Origin of the sequence: Sphingomonas sp. AAP5, from assembly GCF_004354345.1 — a bacterium.
GTDB lineage: Bacteria > Pseudomonadota > Alphaproteobacteria > Sphingomonadales > Sphingomonadaceae > Sphingomonas > Sphingomonas glacialis.
Map to the genome: position 1 here is coordinate 2,706,162 of NZ_CP037913.1, position 17,245 is coordinate 2,723,406.

A 17,245-nucleotide genomic window follows, 5' to 3' on the forward strand; every position below is an offset into this window, starting at 1 on the left:
GCGCCTCAGCGCGCGATGCCGCCTGCGGCGAGCACCGCCAACGTCACCAGCTCGCTCGCCGTGCTCGTCATCGGGGCGATCTGCACCGACTTTTCCATGCCGACGAGCATCGGCCCGATCACCGCGTCGCCGCCGAGCTCGCGCAGCAGCTTGGCCGAGATGTTGGCCGATTGCAGCCCCGGCAGGATCAGCACGTTGGCCGGCCCCGACAGCCGCGCGAACGGATAATTGGCGAGCTGCCGGGGGTTGAGCGCAACGTCGGGCGCCATTTCGCCCTCATATTCAAAGCTGACCTTGCGCGCGTCGAGCACCTTCACCGCGGCGCGGATATCGTCGAGCCAATTGCCCTCGGGATTGCCGAAGGTCGAATAGCTGAGGAAGGCGACGCGCGGCTCGTGGCCCATCCGCTTGGCGACCAGCGCGGTGCCCTCGGCGATGTCGGCGAGTTCCTCGGCATTGGGGCGTTCGTTGACGGTGGTGTCGGCCATGAACACCGTGTGGCTCTGCCCGACCATCAGGTGGATGCCGAACGGCGTGCGGCCCGCCTCGGGATCGATCACGCGGCGCACTTCGCGCATCGTGTGCGCATAGGTGCGCGTGATGCCGGTGATCATCGCGTCGGCTTCGCCGAGCTGGAGCATCACCGCGCCGAAGATGTTGCGATCCTGATTGATCATCCGCTCGCAATCGCGGCGCAGATAGCCGCGGCGCTGGAGCCGGCCATAAAGGAAGTCGACCATCCGCGGCACCAGCGGCGACTTGCGGCTGTTGTGCAGCTCATAGCTGTCGGGGTCGGTGACGCCCAATGCGCGCAGCCGCTCGGGAACGTCGTCGCGCCCGACGAGTACCGGCGTGCCGTAGCCGCCATCCTTGAACGCGATCGCGGCGCGCAGCACGACTTCTTCCTCGCCCTCCGCGAACAGCACGCGCTTGGGATGCGCCTTGGCGCCCTCATACGCGAGCGTCAGCACCGAAGTGGTCGGGTTGAGCCGCGCCTTCAATTTCTCGCGATAGGCGTCGAGGTCGAGGATCGGCTTGGTCGCGACCCCCGAATCCATCGCCGCCTTGGCGACCGCGACGGGGACGATTTCCATCAGCCGCGGATCGAACGGCGCGGGGATGATGTAATCGGGGCCGAAGGTGTGCCGCACGCCGTAGGCGACCGCGACTTCCTCGGGTACCTGCTGGCGCGCGAGCGCCGCCAGCGCGTGCGCCGCGGCGAGCTTCATCTCGTCGTTGATCGTCGTCGCGCGCACGTCGAGCGCACCGCGGAAGATGAACGGGAAGCAGAGCACGTTGTTGATCTGGTTGGGATAATCCGATCGCCCGGTCGCGATGATCGCATCGGGCCGCGCCGCCTTGGCTTCGGGCGGGGTGATCTCGGGATCGGGATTGGCCATTGCGAAGATGATCGGCTTGGGCGCCATCTTCATCAGGTCGGCGGCGGGCAGCGCACCCGCGGCGGACACGCCGATGAACACGTCGGCACCGTCGAGCGCCTCGGCGCGCGTGCGCTTCTCGGTGACGACGGCGTGCGCCGACTGCCACTGGTTCACGTCGTCGCGACCCTGATAGATGATACCGCCCAGATCGACCATCGTCAGATGATCGCTCGGCAGGCCCATTGCCTTGATCAGCTCGGCACAGGCGATCGCCGCCGCGCCGGCGCCGTTCATCACCACCTTGGTGGTCTTGATGTCGCGGCCCGTCAGGAACAGCGCGTTGATCAGGCCCGCCGCACAGATGATCGCGGTGCCGTGCTGGTCGTCATGGAACACCGGGATGTTCATCTTGGCGCGCAGCGTCTGCTCGATGATGAAGCATTCGGGCGACTTGATATCCTCGAGGTTGATGCCGCCAAAGCTCGGCTCCATCAATTCGATCGCGTCGATCAGCCGGTCGGGGTCCTCGGTCTTCAGCTCGATGTCGATCGCATCGACATCGGCGAAGCGCTTGAACAGCACGGCCTTGCCTTCCATCACCGGCTTCGACGCGAGCGCGCCGAGATTGCCGAGCCCCAGGATCGCGGTGCCGTTCGAGATCACCGCAACGAGGTTGCCCTTGGCGGTGTAATCATACGCGAGGCTCGGGTCGGCGGCGATCGCCAGCACCGGCACCGCGACGCCCGGCGAATAGGCCAGAGCGAGATCGCGCTGCGTCGCCATCGGCTTCGACGCGATGATCTCGAGCTTGCCCGGACGCCCCTCCGAATGGAACAGCAGCGCTTCGCGCTCTGAAAACTGGACATTCTGCGGATTGGTGTCTGTGGACATGCTCGGCCTTTCGGAATCGCCTGTGTCTGTAGGCAATGCCTTCCCCCACGTCACCCCGCAGATGCACGCTTCACGATTTGACACGATCGTTCGGCATGACGCGCCGCCAATTCGTTGCTAGTTGCCGGGCGATGGCGAGCACCCCCCCTACCCCGATGATGGCGCAATATCTGGCGCTCAAGGCCGACGCGCGCGATTGCCTGCTGTTCTACCGGATGGGCGATTTCTTCGAGATGTTCTTCGACGATGCGAAGATCGCCGCCGCGGTACTCGACATCGCGCTCACCGCGCGCGGCGAGCATGACGGGGTGCCGATCCCGATGTGCGGCGTGCCGGTCCATGCCGCCGACGCCTATCTCGCGCGGCTGATCAAGGCCGGCCACCGCGTCGCGATCGCCGAGCAGACCGAGAGCCCGGCTGACGCCAAGAAGCGCAGCGGCAAGACGCTCGTCGCGCGCGCGATCGTCCGCGTGGTGACGGCGGGGACGCTGACCGAGGAGGCGCTGCTCGATGCGCGCACCGCGAACTGGTGCGTCGCGATCGGCGAGGCGGCGGGCGGCGTCGCGGTCGCCGCCGCCGACATCTCGACCGGGCGTTTCGAGCTGATCGAGTGCGATGCGGCGAGCCTTGGTGCCGAACTCGCACGGCTCGCGCCCGCAGAGACGATCGCGTCCGAAGCGACGGCGTTTGGCGAAGCGGCGACGATGCTGCGCCCGCGCGCCGATTTCGACAGCGGACGGGGGGAGACGCGGCTCAAGGCGCTGTACGACGTCGCCACGCTCGACGGCTTCGGCCAGTTCGGGCGCGCGGCGCTCGCTGCGGCAGGCGGTCTCGTCGCCTATCTCGACCATACCGCCAAGGGCGCGATCCCCTTCCTGCGCCCCCCACGCCTCGCCCAGACCGCGCAGCAGATGGCGATCGACGCGGCGACGCGCGAAAGCCTCGAACTCACGCAGACCACCAACGGCGCGCGCAAGGGCAGCCTGCTCGACGCGGTCGACCGCACGGTGACGGCGGCGGGCGCGCGACTGCTGGCGGCCGATATCGGCGCGCCGCTGATGGACCGCGGCCGGATCGAGGCGCGGCTCGATCTGGTCTCGTTGCTCGCCGAGGATGCGGGGTTGCGCGAGGCCTTGCGCGGGACGCTGCGCAGCATGGCCGACATTGGCCGCGCGCTCGGGCGGCTCGCGGCGGGGCGCGGGAGCCCGCGCGATCTCGGGCAGTTGCGCGACGGGCTCGACGGCGCGTGGCGGCTCGGCGAGCGGCTCGGCAAGATCGAGCAGCCGCCCGCGCTGCTCGGCGAACTCGCGCCCGCGCTGCGCGGTCACGGCGCGCTGATCGACCTGCTGACGCGCGCGCTCGTCGCGAGCCCGCCGATCGACGCCTCGGACGGCGGCTATATCGCGCCGGGCTATGACGCAGCGCTCGATGACCTGCGCGATGCGGGCGCGGGCGGCAGGCGCGCGATCGCCGCGCTCGAGGCCGAATTTCGTAACCGTACCGGCGTCACCGCGCTGAAGATCCGCCACAACGGCGTGCTCGGCTATCATATCGAAGTGCCCGCGCGCTTCGGCGATGCGCTGATGAAGCCCGACAGCGGCTTCACCCATCGCCAGACGATGGCGGGCGCGATCCGCTTCAATGCGCCCGAACTCCACGAGGTCGCGCTGAAGGTGACGCAGGCCGGCGCCCACGCGCTCGCGGCCGAGGCGGCGCATCTCGAGGATCTGATCGCCGCCGCGCTCGCCAAGCGCGAGGCGGTTGCCGCCACCGCCGACGCGCTCGCGCGGCTCGATGTCGCGGCCGGCCTTGCCGAGCGCGCGACCGAAGGCGGCTGGGCGCGTCCAGCGCTGGTCGATCACGCCTGTTTCGACATCGTCGGCGGGCGGCACCCGGTGGTCGAGGACGCGCTCGCCAAACGCGGCGAGCGCTTCGTCGCCAACGATTGCCGCCTGTCCGAAGACTCGCGGCTGTGGCTCGTCACCGGCCCCAACATGGGCGGCAAATCGACCTTCCTGCGCCAGAACGCCGCGATCGCGGTGCTCGCGCAAGCCGGCAGCTACGTCCCTGCCACCGCCGCGACGCTCGGGCTCGTCGACCGGCTGTTCAGCCGCGTCGGCGCGTCGGACAATCTCGCGCGCGGGCGATCGACCTTCATGGTCGAGATGGTCGAGACCGCCGCCATCCTCGCGCAGGCGACGCCGCGCAGCTTCGTCATCCTCGACGAAGTCGGGCGCGGCACATCGACCTATGACGGGCTGGCGATCGCCTGGGCGGTGGTCGAGGCGATCCACGAGGACAATCGCTGCCGCTGCCTGTTCGCGACGCATTATCACGAGCTGACGCGGCTCGCCGAGCGCTGCGACGCGCTCACGCTCCACCACGTCCGCGCGCGCGAGTGGAAGGGCGAACTCGTCCTGCTGCACGAAGTGTCCGAAGGCCCCGCCGATCGCAGCTACGGCCTCGCCGTCGCGCGGCTCGCCGGCCTCCCGCCTGCGACGATCGCGCGCGCGAAAGCGGTGCTGAGCAAGCTCGAGGCCGGGCGCGCCAAGACCGGCGGGCTCGCGGCAGGACTCGACGACTTGCCGCTGTTCGCCGCCGCGCTCGAAGTCGCCGAGGAGCAATGCGACGCCATCCGCGCCGAAGTCGAAACGCTTGACGTCGATGCGCTGACGCCGCGCGAGGCGCTCGAAACGCTCTACCGGCTCAAGGCGCTCGCGCGCGAATGACGCGGCACGGTGCGCCGGCGAGGCCGGGCACTGCGGCGACCTGACATCGTCATGGCAAATGCCGGGCGGGGCTGGCGAACAACTCACCGACAGCACATCCGCGTGCGCTGCCATCGTCATCCACAATGTCCACGGAACCAATACTAACAAACATAGGTTGTGCAGCCAGGTTCTTAACAGGAGGATTGAAATGGCTGAGTATCGCGACACGACCGAAAAGGTTTATGTGGAAAAGAAGAGCAACACCGGCATGGTGATTGGCACCATCATCGTCCTGGCGCTCGTCGTCGTCGGTGTGTTGTTCGCGACCGGCTTCTGGAGCGCGGACGTCAAGGGTGGCGAAATGCCGAAGATCAATGTCAGTGCCAAGGAAGGCGCCCTTCCCGATGTCGACGTGAAGTCGAAGGAAGTCGTTGTCGGCACCAAGAAGACGACGGTCGACGTGCCGACCGTTGGCGTCAAGGACGACGACAAGTAAGCATCGCACCTCGCTAATGGTGCCCTACGAAGCGCCCCGCCAGCAATGGCGGGGCGTTTTTGCATAAGGTCGCCCGCGTGGACGCGCGCGGCCAAACCCCCTATCTGCGCGCTATGGCCTCACGCTTCGAATCCGTCCCCCAGCGCCGTGCGATCATCGACCGGCGCGGTCTCGCCGATGCGCTTGCAGCGCTCGAGGGCGACAAGGCCGCATTGCGCATGCAGGGCACCGCCTTGCTCAAGGCCGCGCTCGACGCTGGCCGCGAAGAGATTGCCCGGCGGCTGATCGAACATCCCTCGCGCGGGCTCGAGATCGCCGCGAGCCAGGCGTTCCTCACCGACCAACTGCTGCGGCTGCTCTACGATTTCACGACCGAGCGGCTCTACCCCAACAGCAACCCGACCGCCGCCGAGCGCATCACGATCATCGCGGTCGGCGGCTATGGCCGCGGCGAAATGGCACCCTATTCGGACGTCGACGTCGGGTTTCTGACCCCGTGGAAGCAGACCGGCTGGACCGAGCAAGTCATCGAGACGATGCTCTACGCGCTATGGGACCTGGGCATGAAGGTCGGCCATAGCAGCCGCTCGCTCGACGAGATGGTGCGCCAGGCCAAGAGCGACGTGACGATCCGCACCGCCTTGCTCGAGGCCCGCTATGTGTGGGGCGACCAGGAGGTCTATGACGAGGCGGCACGGCGCTTCAAGGCCGAGGTCCAGGCCGACAGCGCGCGCCAGTTCATCGCCGACAAGCTTGCCGAGCGCGACGTGCGCCACCGCAAGATGGGCGACACGCGCTATGTCGTCGAGCCCAACGTCAAGGAAGCCAAAGGCGGCCTGCGCGATCTCCACGCGCTCTTCTGGATCGGCAAGTTCGCCTATAACGTCAGCGAACCCGCCCAACTGGTCGAAGCGGGGCTGCTCAGCCGCGCCGAATATCGTCAGTTCCACCGCGCCGAGAATTTCCTGTGGGCGGTGCGCTGCCACCTTCACGACATATCGGGCCGCGCCGAGGACCGCCTGACCTTCGACCTGCAGCGCGAGATTGCCGAACGGATGCGCTTTGCCGATCGACCGGGCAAATCCAAGGTCGAGCGCTTCATGCAATTCTACTTCCTGCAGGCGCGGACGGCAGGCGACCTGACCGGCGTGTTCCTCGCGCATCTCGACGAGAAGTTCGCCGCGCGCGGGCGCCGCTTCGGGTTGCCGTCGCTGCGCCGGTCCCCCCGCAAGCTCAACGGCTTCATCGTCAATCGCGGGCGCCTCGCAATCCCGAGCGACGACTTCCTCGCGGAGAAACCGACGCGGCTGCTCGAACTGTTCGCGCTCGCCGACAAGCATGGCCTCGAAATTCACCCACTGACGATGCGCGCCGCCGCGCGCGACGCCAAGCTCGCCGACGACATCCGCCAGGACCCGACCGCCAACGCGCTGTTCCTCGACGTGCTGACCTCGCCGCGCGATCCGGAAATCGTACTGCGCTGGATGAACGAAGCCGGCGTGTTCGGCCGCTTCGTTCCCGATTTCGCCCGCGTCGTCGCGCAGATGCAGTTCGACATGTACCACCACTACACTGTCGACGAGCACACGATCCGCGCGATCGGGTTGCTGGCGAAGATCGAGCATGGCGACCTTGAGGTCGACCATCCGCTCGCGACAGTGCTGCTCCATCAGATCGTGTCGCGCCGCGCGCTGTATGTCGCGGTGCTGCTCCACGATATCGCCAAGGGCCGCGGCGGCGACCATTCGATCCTCGGCGCCGAGGTGGCGCACAGACTGTGCCCGCGCTTCGGCCTGTCGCCCGCCGAGACCGAGACCGTCGCCTGGCTGGTGCGCTTCCACCTGCTGATGTCGGCAACCGCGTTCAAGCGCGATTTGTCGGACTTCAAGACGATCCTCGACTTCACCGAGATCGTGCAAAGCCCCGAGCGGCTTCGGCTGCTGCTGCTGTTGACCGTCGTCGATATTCGCGCGGTCGGGCCGGGCGTGTGGAACGGCTGGAAGCGGCAGTTGCTCGCGACGCTCTACGACTCGGCCGAGGAAGTGCTGCGGCTCGGGCACAAACAGAAGGGCCGTAGCGAGCGCGTCGCGGTCAAGCAGGCGGCGTTGCGCGATCTGCTCGGCTGGAGCCCCGACCAATTCGACGCGCTCGTTCGCCGCTTGCCCGAGCCCTATTGGGTGGCCGAGCCCGAGGACGTGATCGCCCGCAATGCGCGCTTGGTGGAGGAAGCCGGAGACGCGCAGCTATCGATCGCAGCGCAAGTCTATCCCGAGCGCGGCGCGACGCTCGTGACGATCTACGCGGCCGATCACCCCGGGCTGTTCTACCGCATTGCCGGCGCAATCAGCGTGGCGGGCGGCAACATCATCGACGCGCGGATCCATACCACGCGCGACGGCATGGCACTCGACAATTTCCTCGTCCAGGATCCGTTCGGCCGCCCGTTCGACGAAGCAGGCCAGCTCGCGCGATTGAAACAGGCGATCGAGGACGCGCTCGCCAATCGCGGCAAGATGATCGACCGGCTGATGGCGAAGCCGCTGCCCCGTCCGCGCGCAGAAGCCTTCGCGATCGCACCCAACGTGCTGATCGACAATAAGGCGTCGAACCGCTTCACCGTCATCGAGGTCAATGCGCGTGACCGGCCGGCGCTGCTCCACCAGCTCGCCTACACGCTGTTCCAGTCGCGCGTGACGATCCATTCGGCGCATGTCGCAACCTATGGCGAGCGCGCGGTCGACACTTTCTATCTGACCGATCTGACCGGCGACAAGATCGCTGCGGCGGCGCGGCTCAAGACGATCGAGCGGCGCTTGCTCGCCGCCGCGGCCGGGGAGCGGATGGCCGACGCCGCATGAGTCGCGATGCGTGGACGGCTTGTCGCCGCGGCGGGCGGCGTGGCATGGGCAGAGCGTGACCATCCAACCGCAGATCCTCGTCGACGCCGATGCCTGCCCGGTGAAGGACGAGATCTACCGCGTCGCGTACCGCGTCGACGTGCCGGTGATCGTGGTGAGCAACATGCACCTGCGCATCCCGGTCCATCCGCTGATCGCGCGGATCGTCGTCGATTCGGGGTTCGATGCTGCCGACGACTGGATCGCCGAGCATGCCCATGCCGCGACGATCGTCGTCACCGCCGATATCCTGCTCGCCGACCGCTGTCTCAAGGCCGGCGCAGTAGTGATCGGGCCGACCGGCAAGGCCTTCACGAGCAGCTCGATCGGCAGCGCGATCGCGGTGCGCGCGATCATGGCCGATCTGCGTGCCGGCGGCGAACAGACCGGCGGCCCGGCGCCGTTCCGCAAGGAGGATCGCTCGCGCTTCCTCTCGGCGCTCGATCTGGCGATCACCCGAGTGCTGCGCGCGCGCTGACCCCGCTGCGCTGCGCCATTGGCGATCGCCCCGATCTGCCGTAAACCCCTGGGGGATAATCGATTCCCGCGACGCATCTTGCCCACGCATGCACGAAAGGAACGATCGATGCCGGTACTCGGAATTGGCGGCCCGTTTTTCCGCAGCAAGGATCCGGACGCACTGTCCGAATGGTATCGCCACCACCTCGGGGTCGGTGCGGGGTGCGTCTCGGTCGAGGGTGCGACCCCCGACGAATGGGCGTGGCAAGCGCAAGGCGGCCCCCTGGTGTTCGCGCCGTTTGCCGACGACACCGATTATTTCACGCGCGACAAGCCGTACATGCTCAATTTGCGCGTCCGCGATCTTGAAGGGCTGACGATCGCACTCGGCCTGGCGGGGATCGAAGTCGTCACCAACGAGGATTGGAACGATCCGGCAGTCGGGCGCTTTGTTCGCATTCACGATCCCGAGGGCAATCCGATCGAGTTGTGGGAGCCGACCGTGCCGCCCGAGCACCCGGCCCACTGAGCCCGGCGAACCCGAGGGCTCCGCTACAAATACGACGGCCCGCCCCTCGCAATCGAGGAGCGGGCCGCCCTTAATCCAGCATTAGGCGTGTCAGAAGCGCGAGCGCAGTGTCACGCCGTAGGTGCGCGGCTCGGCGAGGAAGGCCGAGTAGAGCGCATTGCCCGTTCCGCCGAAGCTTGCGACGTTGGCCGACGAGCCAGCGCCCTGGAACGGCGTGTTGAAGGCGACCTGGATGTACTGCTTGTTGAACACGTTCTGTGCCCAGAACTCGATCGCCCACAGCTGATCCTTGCCACGGATGCCGAGACGCGCATTGACCAGCGCAAAGCCGTCCTGCTTCTTCTCGGGCGCCAGATCCGACCCGGTGTTATAGTCGGAGGTCATGCGGCTATCGACATAGACCAAGCCAGACATGCCGTTCGAGCCGAGATCGGGCGTCCACGCCGCCGACGTCGTCACGACATGACGCGGGGCGTTCGACAGCTGGCTGCCGGGGAGCAGGAACAACGCCGGATCGAGCGGTGCACCCGCCGAATTGCCGACCAGATTGCGCGCAATCTTGGTGTCGGCGAAGGTGTAGCCTGCCGTCACCTGGAACTGGCGGATCGGCGTCATCGTCGCTTCGAGCTCGACGCCCTGCGAGATCACGCCGGGCTTGTCCGCCTTGCCCGTGCACTGGCCAGTCGCGGCCAGATTGTCGGTGTCGCCGCCGTTGAGGCTGGTCGAGCAGCCGATCAGGTTCTGCACGACGAAGACCGAGCCGTTGAAGGTGTTGAGCTGGAAGTTCTTGAACTCCGACCGGAACGCCGCGACGTTGAGGCTGAAGCCGCGCGTCTTGAACTTGGCGCCGAGTTCGTAGCTGTTGACCGTTTCCGCCGCAAACCGCAGCGCCGCCGCATCGGCATTGCTGCGCGGGCTGAACACGCCCGATGCACCGCCGAGTGGCGAGCGATCGAGGTTGTAGCCGCCCGACTTGTAGCCCTTGGCGTACGACGCATAGGTCAGCAGGCTGGGGATCGGCTTCCACGACAGCACCGCCGTGCCCGTCACCTTACCCTCGCCGAAATTGTTCTGCAGGTTGAGCGCGTTGAGCGACGAGGACGAGTTGCCGGTGCAGCTGAGCGTCAGGATGCCGCCGATAAAGCCCTTGGCCGATGCCGGGACAGCGGCGCTGCTCAGCAGCGGTCCCAGATTGGCCTGCTGCACGGGGCAGACGGTGTTGGTGTTGTTGAAGTTCGCGCTGAAGGTCTTGGCCTCGTGCGTGTAGCGCGCGCCGAGCGTCAGCGAGACGGTGTCGGTGATGTGGAAGATGTTGTGCGTGAAGAACGCGTAATTCTCGCTCTTCTGGCGATAGACCGACCCGTTGTCGCCGACATTGTTGACGCCGCCGCCGAGGCCCGGGCCACCCGTCAGGCGATCGAGCCCGCCGAGCACTGCGGGTGCCAGCGTACCGAAAGCGCCGGTGACCGTCGCGCGGCCGGCTGCCGACAAGCAGCCCGGCGCGGTGTTGTTCTGGAGCGCGGCATTCTGGCTGATGTTGGTGACCAGACGGCACGCGGCGAACGCGCCGTAATTCGCGCCGAACACCGCGTTATCGACAACGCGGAGCGTCTCCTTCGAGTAGAAGCCGCCGACGAGCCAGTCGAGCTTGTCGCCGAAGGCCGACCCCTGGAGGCGCGCTTCTTGCGTGAAGGTGTGGAACTGGCGGTAGGCGTTGCCGTCGGCCGCGCGGTGCGTCAGATCGATATTGGTGTAGTCGACGTCACCGGCATTGCCCGATTTGTATTCGCGGTATGCGGTGATCGAGGTCAGCGTCGCGCCGCCGAGATTCCAGTCGGCCTGGAGCGACCCGCCATAGTCGACCGTCGTGTTGCGATACGTCTGGCCCGGCGTGATCGCGACTTCGCGGTTGAAGGTGCCCGGCGTGTTGCCGGCCAGCGGATAGGTCGCACCGGCACGGCGCAGAATGTCGACGATCGGATTGGCCGGGCTCACCGAAACGGCGCGGTCGTCATTGACCGAGCTGCCATTGGCCTGGACCGCATTCGCGGTCGGATCGAAGGTCTGCTTCTGGCTGTAATAGGTCGCGCCGCAGCAGCTTTCCTTGCGGTGCGAATAATCGCCGATCAGGCGGAAGCTGAGGTCGGCGGTCGGCTTGAACAGCAATTGCCCACGGACGAAATAGCGGTCGCGATTGTTGACGCGCGACTCTGTACCGTTCGCCGGGTTGACCGTGCGGTAGAAGCCATCGCGATTGACGTAGACGCCGTCGAGACGGAACGCGAGCTGATCGGTGATCGGCCCGGTGATCCCGCCGGCAAGGCGCTTCTGGTCGTAATTGCCGTAGGTGCCCTCGGCATAGCCACCGAAGGTGAATTTCGGCGATGCGGTGATGATGTTGATGAGGCCGGCCGATGCGTTGCGGCCGAACAGCGTGCCCTGTGGCCCGCGCAGCACTTCGACGCGGTCGATCTCGCCGAGTTCGTTGAGACCGACGCCGGTGCGGCTGCGATAGACGCCGTCGATGAACACCGCGACCGAGCTTTCGAGTCCGGGATTGTCGCCGACGGTGCCGACGCCGCGGATACGCGCCGAGGCATTCGATTCGCTGCCGGTCGAGGAAATCAGCAGCGACGGCGCCAGCTGGTTGAGCGCGCGAATGTCGGAACCGCCAGAATTCTGCAGCGATTCCTGCCCGACGGCCGAGACCGCGATCGGCACGTTCGACAGACGCTCGGAGCGGCGCGTCGCGGTGACGATGATGTCGCCGGCATTGTTGTCCTGGGTGGCGGCGGGAGCGGTTGCGGAGGTTCCGACCTGTGCGTCTTGTTGCGTGGTGGCGGGGGCAGTCTGGGCGAAAGCAGGTGCCGAGATCGCGACAGCAGCGACCGACAATAAGTACGCGGTTTTGCGCATTTCAGAACTCTCCAACGTTTTTTAGTTTTTTGGGTATTGTCGCCCCGAATAGCTACGCAAGGCTGAGCGTAAAGCAAAAAGCCCTGCGGAAACACGATTTAGAAGATAGGTGATGTAGTATGGCCACACCGGCCCAGCCGCGCGCGCGATGGCGGCCCCGAAATGACGCTACGTAATGCTGGGAATGCCCCGGGCCGGCGCGCAAACGCGTCGGCCAGCCCGGAAAAGGTTGTATTTTAGGACTTATTTGGGTGCGAGCACCATCAGCATCTGACGGCCTTCCATGCGCGGATAGGCCTCGACCTTGGCGGTCTCGGCGACATCGGCCTGGACGCGCTGAAGGAGAACCATGCCGAGCTGGCCGTGGCTCAATTCACGACCGCGGAAGCGCAGCGTGATCTTGACCTTGTCGCCCTCGTCGATGAACTCGAGCACCTTCTTCATCTTGGTGTCATAGTCGTGGTCATCGATGTTCGGACGCATCTTGATCTCCTTGATCTCCTGCGTCTTCTGCGATTTCCGCGCGAGGTTGGCCTTCTTCTGCGCCTCGTACTTGAACTTGCCGACATCGAGGAACTTGGCGACGGGCGGATCGGCGTTGGGCGACACTTCGACCAGGTCGAGACCGACCTCGCGCGCCTGCTCCATCGCCTCGCGGGTGTACATCACGCCGAGGTTCTCACCGTCCTGGTCGATCACGCGAACCTTGGGCGATACAATGAATTCGTTGAAGCGAGGGCCATTCATCGGCGGCGCCTGGCGGGTCATCGGGGGTCGGATAGGTGTAGCTCCTGCGATTGTTTCAGGGACGATATAGGGCTTTTTCGGGCAAAACGAAAGGTGGCGTCGCGCATCTTCGTCGCGCGCTCCCCGGCGAAGGCCGGGGAGCGCAACCCGGTTACAGATCCGGGGCCTTGGCCGCCTCGGTCAGCATCGCGATCGCGTCGTCGAGCGTCAGGAACTGCTGGCGGTCGCTGCCCAATTGCCGCAGCGCGACCTTGCCCTCCTCGGCCTCGCGCTTGCCGACGACGAGCAGGTTGGGAACCTTCGCCAGCGAATGCTCGCGCACCTTGTAGTTGATCTTCTCGTTGCGCAGATCGGTCTCGACGCGAATCCCCGCCGCCTTGAGCTTTTCGGCGACCTCACGCGCGTAATCGTCGGCGTCGGACACGATCGTCGCGACCACCGCCTGGACGGGCGACAGCCACAACGGGAAGCGCCCGGCGTGATGCTCGATCAGGATGCCGATGAAGCGCTCGAACGTGCCGAGGATCGCGCGGTGAAGCATGATCGGACGATGCCGCTCGCCATCGGCGCCGACGTACGACGCGTCGAGTCGCTCGGGCAGCACGCGGTCCGACTGGATCGTGCCGACCTGCCACGTCCGCCCGATCGCATCGGTCAGGTGGAATTCGAGCTTGGGCGCATAGAAGGCCCCCTCGCCCGGCAGTTCCTCGAACTTGGCCTTGATCGACTCGCTGAGGCTGGACCCGAGCACCGCCGTGCGCAGTTCGTCCTCGGCCTTGTCCCACATCTCCTCGCTGCCGAACCGCTTGTCGGGGCGCAGCGCGAGCTTGACCGCATAATCCTCGAAGCCGAGGTCGCGGTACACGCTGTCGAGCAGCTCGCAGAATTGCTGCACCTCGGCGACGAGCTGGTCCTCGCGCACGAAGATATGCGCATCGTCCTGCGTGAACTGGCGGACGCGCATAATGCCGTGGAGCGCGCCGTGCGGCTCGTTGCGATGGCAGCAGCCGAACTCGGCCATGCGGATCGGCAGGTCGCGATACGATTTGATCCCCTGGCGGAAGATCAGCACGTGCGCCGGGCAATTCATGGGTTTCAGCGCCATCAGGTCGGCGGTGCCGCTGAAGATCGCGGCGTCATCCTCGGTATTGGGGATCTCGTCGGGCACCACGAACATGTTCTCGCGATACTTGCCCCAATGGCCCGACTGCTCCCACTGGCGCGCGTCCATCAGCTGCGGCGTCTTGACCTCGGCATAGCCCGCAGCGTCGAGCCGGCGGCGCATATAGGCCTCGAGCTGCCGCCACAGGATGAAGCCCTTGGGGTGCCAGAACACCGAGCCCTGCGCCTCGGACTGGAGGTGGAACAGGTCCATCTCCTGCCCGATCTTGCGATGGTCGCGCTTGCCCGCTTCCTCGAGCATCGTGAGATGCGCGTCGAGCTGCTTCTTGTTGAGCCAGCCAGTGCCATAGACGCGGCTGAGCATCGCGTTCTTCTGGTCGCCGCGCCAGTATGCGCCCGAGACGCGCGTCAGCTTGAACGCGTTGGGGTCGAGCTTGCCGGTCGAGGCGAGATGCGGGCCGCGGCACATGTCGAGCCAGGCGCCGGGGCCGTTGCCCGCCTTGTAGACCGTCAGTTCCTCGCCCTCGGGCAGTTCGGCGGCCCATTCGGCCTTGAAGGTCTCGCCCTCGGCCTGCCAGCGCGCGATCAGATCGGCGCGGCTCCACACTTCGCGGATCAGCGGCTCGTTCTTGGCGATGATGCGGCGCATCTCGGCCTCGATCGCGGGCAGATCCTCGTCGGTGAACGGGCGATCCTTCGGCGCGAAATCATAGTAGAAGCCGTCGTCGGTCGATGGACCGAAGGTGATCTGCGTGCCGGGGAACAGGCTTTGCACCGCTTCGGCGAGGACGTGCGCGAAATCGTGGCGCGCGAGTTCGAGCGCATCGGCCTCGTCCTTCGAGGTCACCAGCGCCAGCTGCGTGTCGCCCTCGAACGGGCGCATGATGTCGCGCAGCTCGCCGTCGATCCGCGCGGCGATGGCGGCCTTGGCGAGGCCGGGACCGATCGCAGCGGCCACATCGGCCGGGGTAGTCCCCGGGGCTACCTCGCGGACGGAACCGTCGGGCAGCGTGATGCGGAACATGGCGGACATTATCGCGGTCTTTCGTGGGACAATAGGAACCGGCGGTGACACCGGGAGCGCCGATATAGCCACGTGCAAGCGCGCCGTCATCCCCGGGACTGGTATGGCGGCACGGACACCCCATCTCGGGAATGGGAAACGGGGGAACGATGATGCTGACGGGTCTGCTGGTGTTCGCGATCGTGGTGCTCAAGCGCTTCCCGGAGACCGCAGCCGCGCGCTGGATGATGCGGATGGTCGGCGAGACCCTCACCGCGCTCGGCCGGGTTGAGCGCAAGCATGTGATCTTCCTTGCGCTGATGACGCTCGTTCTCGTCGCGGGGACCGAACTGCTCGCGCTCGCCGGGCCGTTCGACATCGCGCTGGTGCTGCTGTGGGATATCTGGGCGTATGTCGACATCGTGCTGACAACGATGGTCGTCGCCACCGCGACGCGCGGGATGACCGGCTGGCACGCGCTTGTTGCGCGGATCGCTTCGCGCCGGAGCCCGCGCGCGCGGCGGCAGCGGAGCGCGCGCAAGGCAGCGCCGTCGGCGAATGATGATGAGCGACCGGCGGCGTTCGCGCGCGCCGCCTAACTCGTCACCCCGGCCTTGTGCCGGGGCCCACCGTGCCGCGCGCGCTGACCCGTCAGTGCGTGCATCCGCGTGGACCCCGGCACAAGGCCGGGGTGACGGAGATTAGATGGGCGCGCGAAAGACCCCTAGCGCAGCAGCACCAACTCTTCCGCCATCGACGGATGCAACGCGACCGTCTGGTCGAACGCATCCTTGGTCAGCCCGGCCTTCACCGCGACCGCTGCCGCCTGCAGAATCTCGGGCGAATCGGGCCCGATCATGTGCAGCCCGAGCACCTGCCCCGTCTCGGCATTGCACACCATCTTGTACAGCGCGCGCTCGTTGCGGCCCGCCAGCACGTTCTTCATCGGGCGGAAGTCGGACGTATAGACCTTCACCGATCCGAACTTGTTCTTGGCCTGCGCCTCGGTGAGGCCAACGCCCGCCATCGGGGGATGGCTGAACACCGCCGAGGGGATGTTCTCGTAATCGACGCGGTGCGGCTTGTTGCCGAACAGCGTGTCGGCAAACGCCTGCCCCTCGCGAATCGCGACCGGAGTCAGCTGGACGCGATTGGTGACGTCGCCGACCGCATAGATGCTGTCGCAGGTCGACTTGTTGTCCGGATCGACCACGATCGCGCCCTTGTCGTCGAGCTCGACGCCGGCACTCTCGAGCCCCAGCCCTTCGGTGTTGGGCGAACGCCCCGTCGCGAACATCACGCAATCGACGTCGATCGGCTCGTGGCCCGTCATCGACACGCGCAGGCAGCCGTCGGGCTGCTTCTCGATCCCGCGGAACGCCGCGTTGAAGCGGAAATCGAGCCCCTTCATCATCGAGATCTGGAGCAAGCGGTCGCGGATCGATTCGTCATAGCCGCGCAGGATCACGTCGGTGCGGTTGATCAACGTCACCTTCGAACCGAATTCGTTGAAGATCCCGGCGAACTCGTTGGCGATATAGCCAGCACCTGCGATCAGGATTCGCTTGGGCACCGCGTCGAGATGGAACACCTCGTTCGAGGTGATGCCGAGCTCGTGCCCCGGGCATTCGGGGACGATCGGCGTCGCGCCGACCGCGATCAGAATGGTGCCCGCGGTGACTTCGCGCCCATCGCCGAGCTTGACCGAATGCGGCCCCGTCACGGTCGCGCGATCGAGGATGATCTCGACGCCGTTATTGGTCAGCGTGTCGGTATAGGCGCCGTTTATCCGGTCGACCTCCTCCATCACATTGTCGCGCAGGCGGGCCCAGTCGAACCCGAGATTTTCCGGCACGTCCCAGCCGAAGCGCTTGGCGTCCTTCAGATCCTCGGCGAAATGCGCGCCATAGACGAGGAGCTTCTTGGGCACGCAGCCGCGGATGACGCAGGTGCCGCCGACGCGATATTCCTCGGCCACCGCGACCTTAGCGCCGTGGGCCGCCGCGACGCGCGACGCGCGCGTGCCGCCCGAACCCGCACCGATGACGAAAAGATCGTAGTCATACTCAGCCATGTCGTGTCCTCTTGCGGT

General features: G+C 66.4%; 11 protein-coding genes. 6 read left to right on the forward strand and 5 right to left on the reverse strand.

Annotated features, from left to right (window positions below; translation table 11 throughout):
- Nucleotides 1-5: 5 nt before the first annotated feature.
- Complete coding sequence (locus E2E30_RS12595) at nucleotides 6-2,273, reverse strand: NADP-dependent malic enzyme (protein ID WP_133190331.1); 2,268 nt, start codon at nucleotides 2,271-2,273, stop codon at nucleotides 6-8.
- A 155-nt stretch (nucleotides 2,274-2,428) separates the two neighbouring features.
- Between E2E30_RS12595 and mutS the strand changes: the two genes are divergently transcribed.
- The 5 genes from mutS to E2E30_RS12620 all read left to right on the forward strand — a co-directional run bounded on the left by mutS (nucleotide 2,429) and on the right by E2E30_RS12620 (nucleotide 9,365).
- Nucleotides 2,429-5,002, forward strand: a complete 2,574-nt coding sequence (gene mutS / locus E2E30_RS12600) for a DNA mismatch repair protein MutS (RefSeq protein ID WP_133192078.1) — start codon at nucleotides 2,429-2,431, stop codon at nucleotides 5,000-5,002.
- A gap of 190 nt (nucleotides 5,003-5,192) precedes the next feature.
- On the forward strand, nucleotides 5,193-5,480 hold the full coding sequence (locus E2E30_RS12605) for a hypothetical protein (protein ID WP_133190333.1): 288 nt from the start codon (nucleotides 5,193-5,195) through the stop codon (nucleotides 5,478-5,480).
- 113 nt (nucleotides 5,481-5,593) lie between these two features.
- Entirely contained in the window at nucleotides 5,594-8,338 is a 2,745-nt protein-coding gene (locus E2E30_RS12610; protein WP_133190335.1) for a [protein-PII] uridylyltransferase, read from the forward strand.
- Nucleotides 8,339-8,393: 55 nt separating this feature from the next.
- Nucleotides 8,394-8,855 (forward strand): YaiI/YqxD family protein, encoded by a 462-nt coding sequence (locus E2E30_RS12615; RefSeq protein ID WP_133190337.1) that lies wholly within the window; start codon nucleotides 8,394-8,396, stop codon nucleotides 8,853-8,855.
- A gap of 108 nt (nucleotides 8,856-8,963) precedes the next feature.
- A complete protein-coding gene (locus E2E30_RS12620) occupies nucleotides 8,964-9,365 on the forward strand; it encodes a VOC family protein (protein WP_133190339.1) in 402 nt (133 codons plus the stop codon).
- 90 nt (nucleotides 9,366-9,455) lie between these two features.
- On the opposite strand, the gene E2E30_RS12625 is transcribed toward E2E30_RS12620, so the two are convergent.
- The 3 genes from E2E30_RS12625 to thrS form a co-directional block, all read right to left on the reverse strand.
- Entirely contained in the window at nucleotides 9,456-12,281 is a 2,826-nt protein-coding gene (locus E2E30_RS12625) for a TonB-dependent receptor (protein ID WP_133190341.1), read from the reverse strand.
- A gap of 243 nt (nucleotides 12,282-12,524) precedes the next feature.
- The gene (gene infC, locus E2E30_RS12630; RefSeq protein WP_037492586.1) at nucleotides 12,525-13,049 is read right to left on the reverse strand and encodes a translation initiation factor IF-3; all 525 of its coding nucleotides are present in this window, start codon (nucleotides 13,047-13,049) and stop codon (nucleotides 12,525-12,527) included.
- Nucleotides 13,050-13,179: 130 nt separating this feature from the next.
- On the reverse strand, nucleotides 13,180-15,183 hold the full coding sequence (thrS, locus tag E2E30_RS12635) for a threonine--tRNA ligase (RefSeq protein WP_133190343.1): 2,004 nt from the start codon (nucleotides 15,181-15,183) through the stop codon (nucleotides 13,180-13,182).
- A 140-nt stretch (nucleotides 15,184-15,323) separates the two neighbouring features.
- Here thrS and E2E30_RS12640 point away from each other — a divergent pair, with 140 nt between their 5' ends.
- Nucleotides 15,324-15,752: a hypothetical protein gene (locus tag E2E30_RS12640; protein ID WP_133190345.1), complete on the forward strand. Its 429-nt coding sequence runs from the start codon at nucleotides 15,324-15,326 to the stop codon at nucleotides 15,750-15,752.
- Between the two features lie 125 nt (nucleotides 15,753-15,877).
- Here the strand turns inward: E2E30_RS12640 and gorA are convergent, their stop codons facing one another.
- Complete coding sequence (gene gorA, locus E2E30_RS12645; protein WP_133190347.1) at nucleotides 15,878-17,227, reverse strand: glutathione-disulfide reductase; 1,350 nt, start codon at nucleotides 17,225-17,227, stop codon at nucleotides 15,878-15,880.
- Between the last annotated feature and the right edge of the window lie 18 nt (nucleotides 17,228-17,245).

Coding starts and splice junctions, on each gene's coding strand:
- E2E30_RS12595 (WP_133190331.1), bottom strand. CDS start 2,273: ATGTCCACAGACACCAATCCGCAGAATGTCCAGTTTTCAGAGCGCGAA.
- mutS (WP_133192078.1), top strand. CDS start 2,429: ATGATGGCGCAATATCTGGCGCTCAAGGCCGACGCGCGCGATTGCCTG.
- E2E30_RS12605 (WP_133190333.1), top strand. CDS start 5,193: ATGGCTGAGTATCGCGACACGACCGAAAAGGTTTATGTGGAAAAGAAG.
- E2E30_RS12610 (WP_133190335.1), top strand. CDS start 5,594: ATGGCCTCACGCTTCGAATCCGTCCCCCAGCGCCGTGCGATCATCGAC.
- E2E30_RS12620 (WP_133190339.1), top strand. CDS start 8,964: ATGCCGGTACTCGGAATTGGCGGCCCGTTTTTCCGCAGCAAGGATCCG.
- E2E30_RS12625 (WP_133190341.1), bottom strand. CDS start 12,281: ATGCGCAAAACCGCGTACTTATTGTCGGTCGCTGCTGTCGCGATCTCG.
- infC (WP_037492586.1), bottom strand. CDS start 13,049: ATGACCCGCCAGGCGCCGCCGATGAATGGCCCTCGCTTCAACGAATTC.
- thrS (WP_133190343.1), bottom strand. CDS start 15,183: ATGTCCGCCATGTTCCGCATCACGCTGCCCGACGGTTCCGTCCGCGAG.
- E2E30_RS12640 (WP_133190345.1), top strand. CDS start 15,324: ATGATGCTGACGGGTCTGCTGGTGTTCGCGATCGTGGTGCTCAAGCGC.
- gorA (WP_133190347.1), bottom strand. CDS start 17,227: ATGGCTGAGTATGACTACGATCTTTTCGTCATCGGTGCGGGTTCGGGC.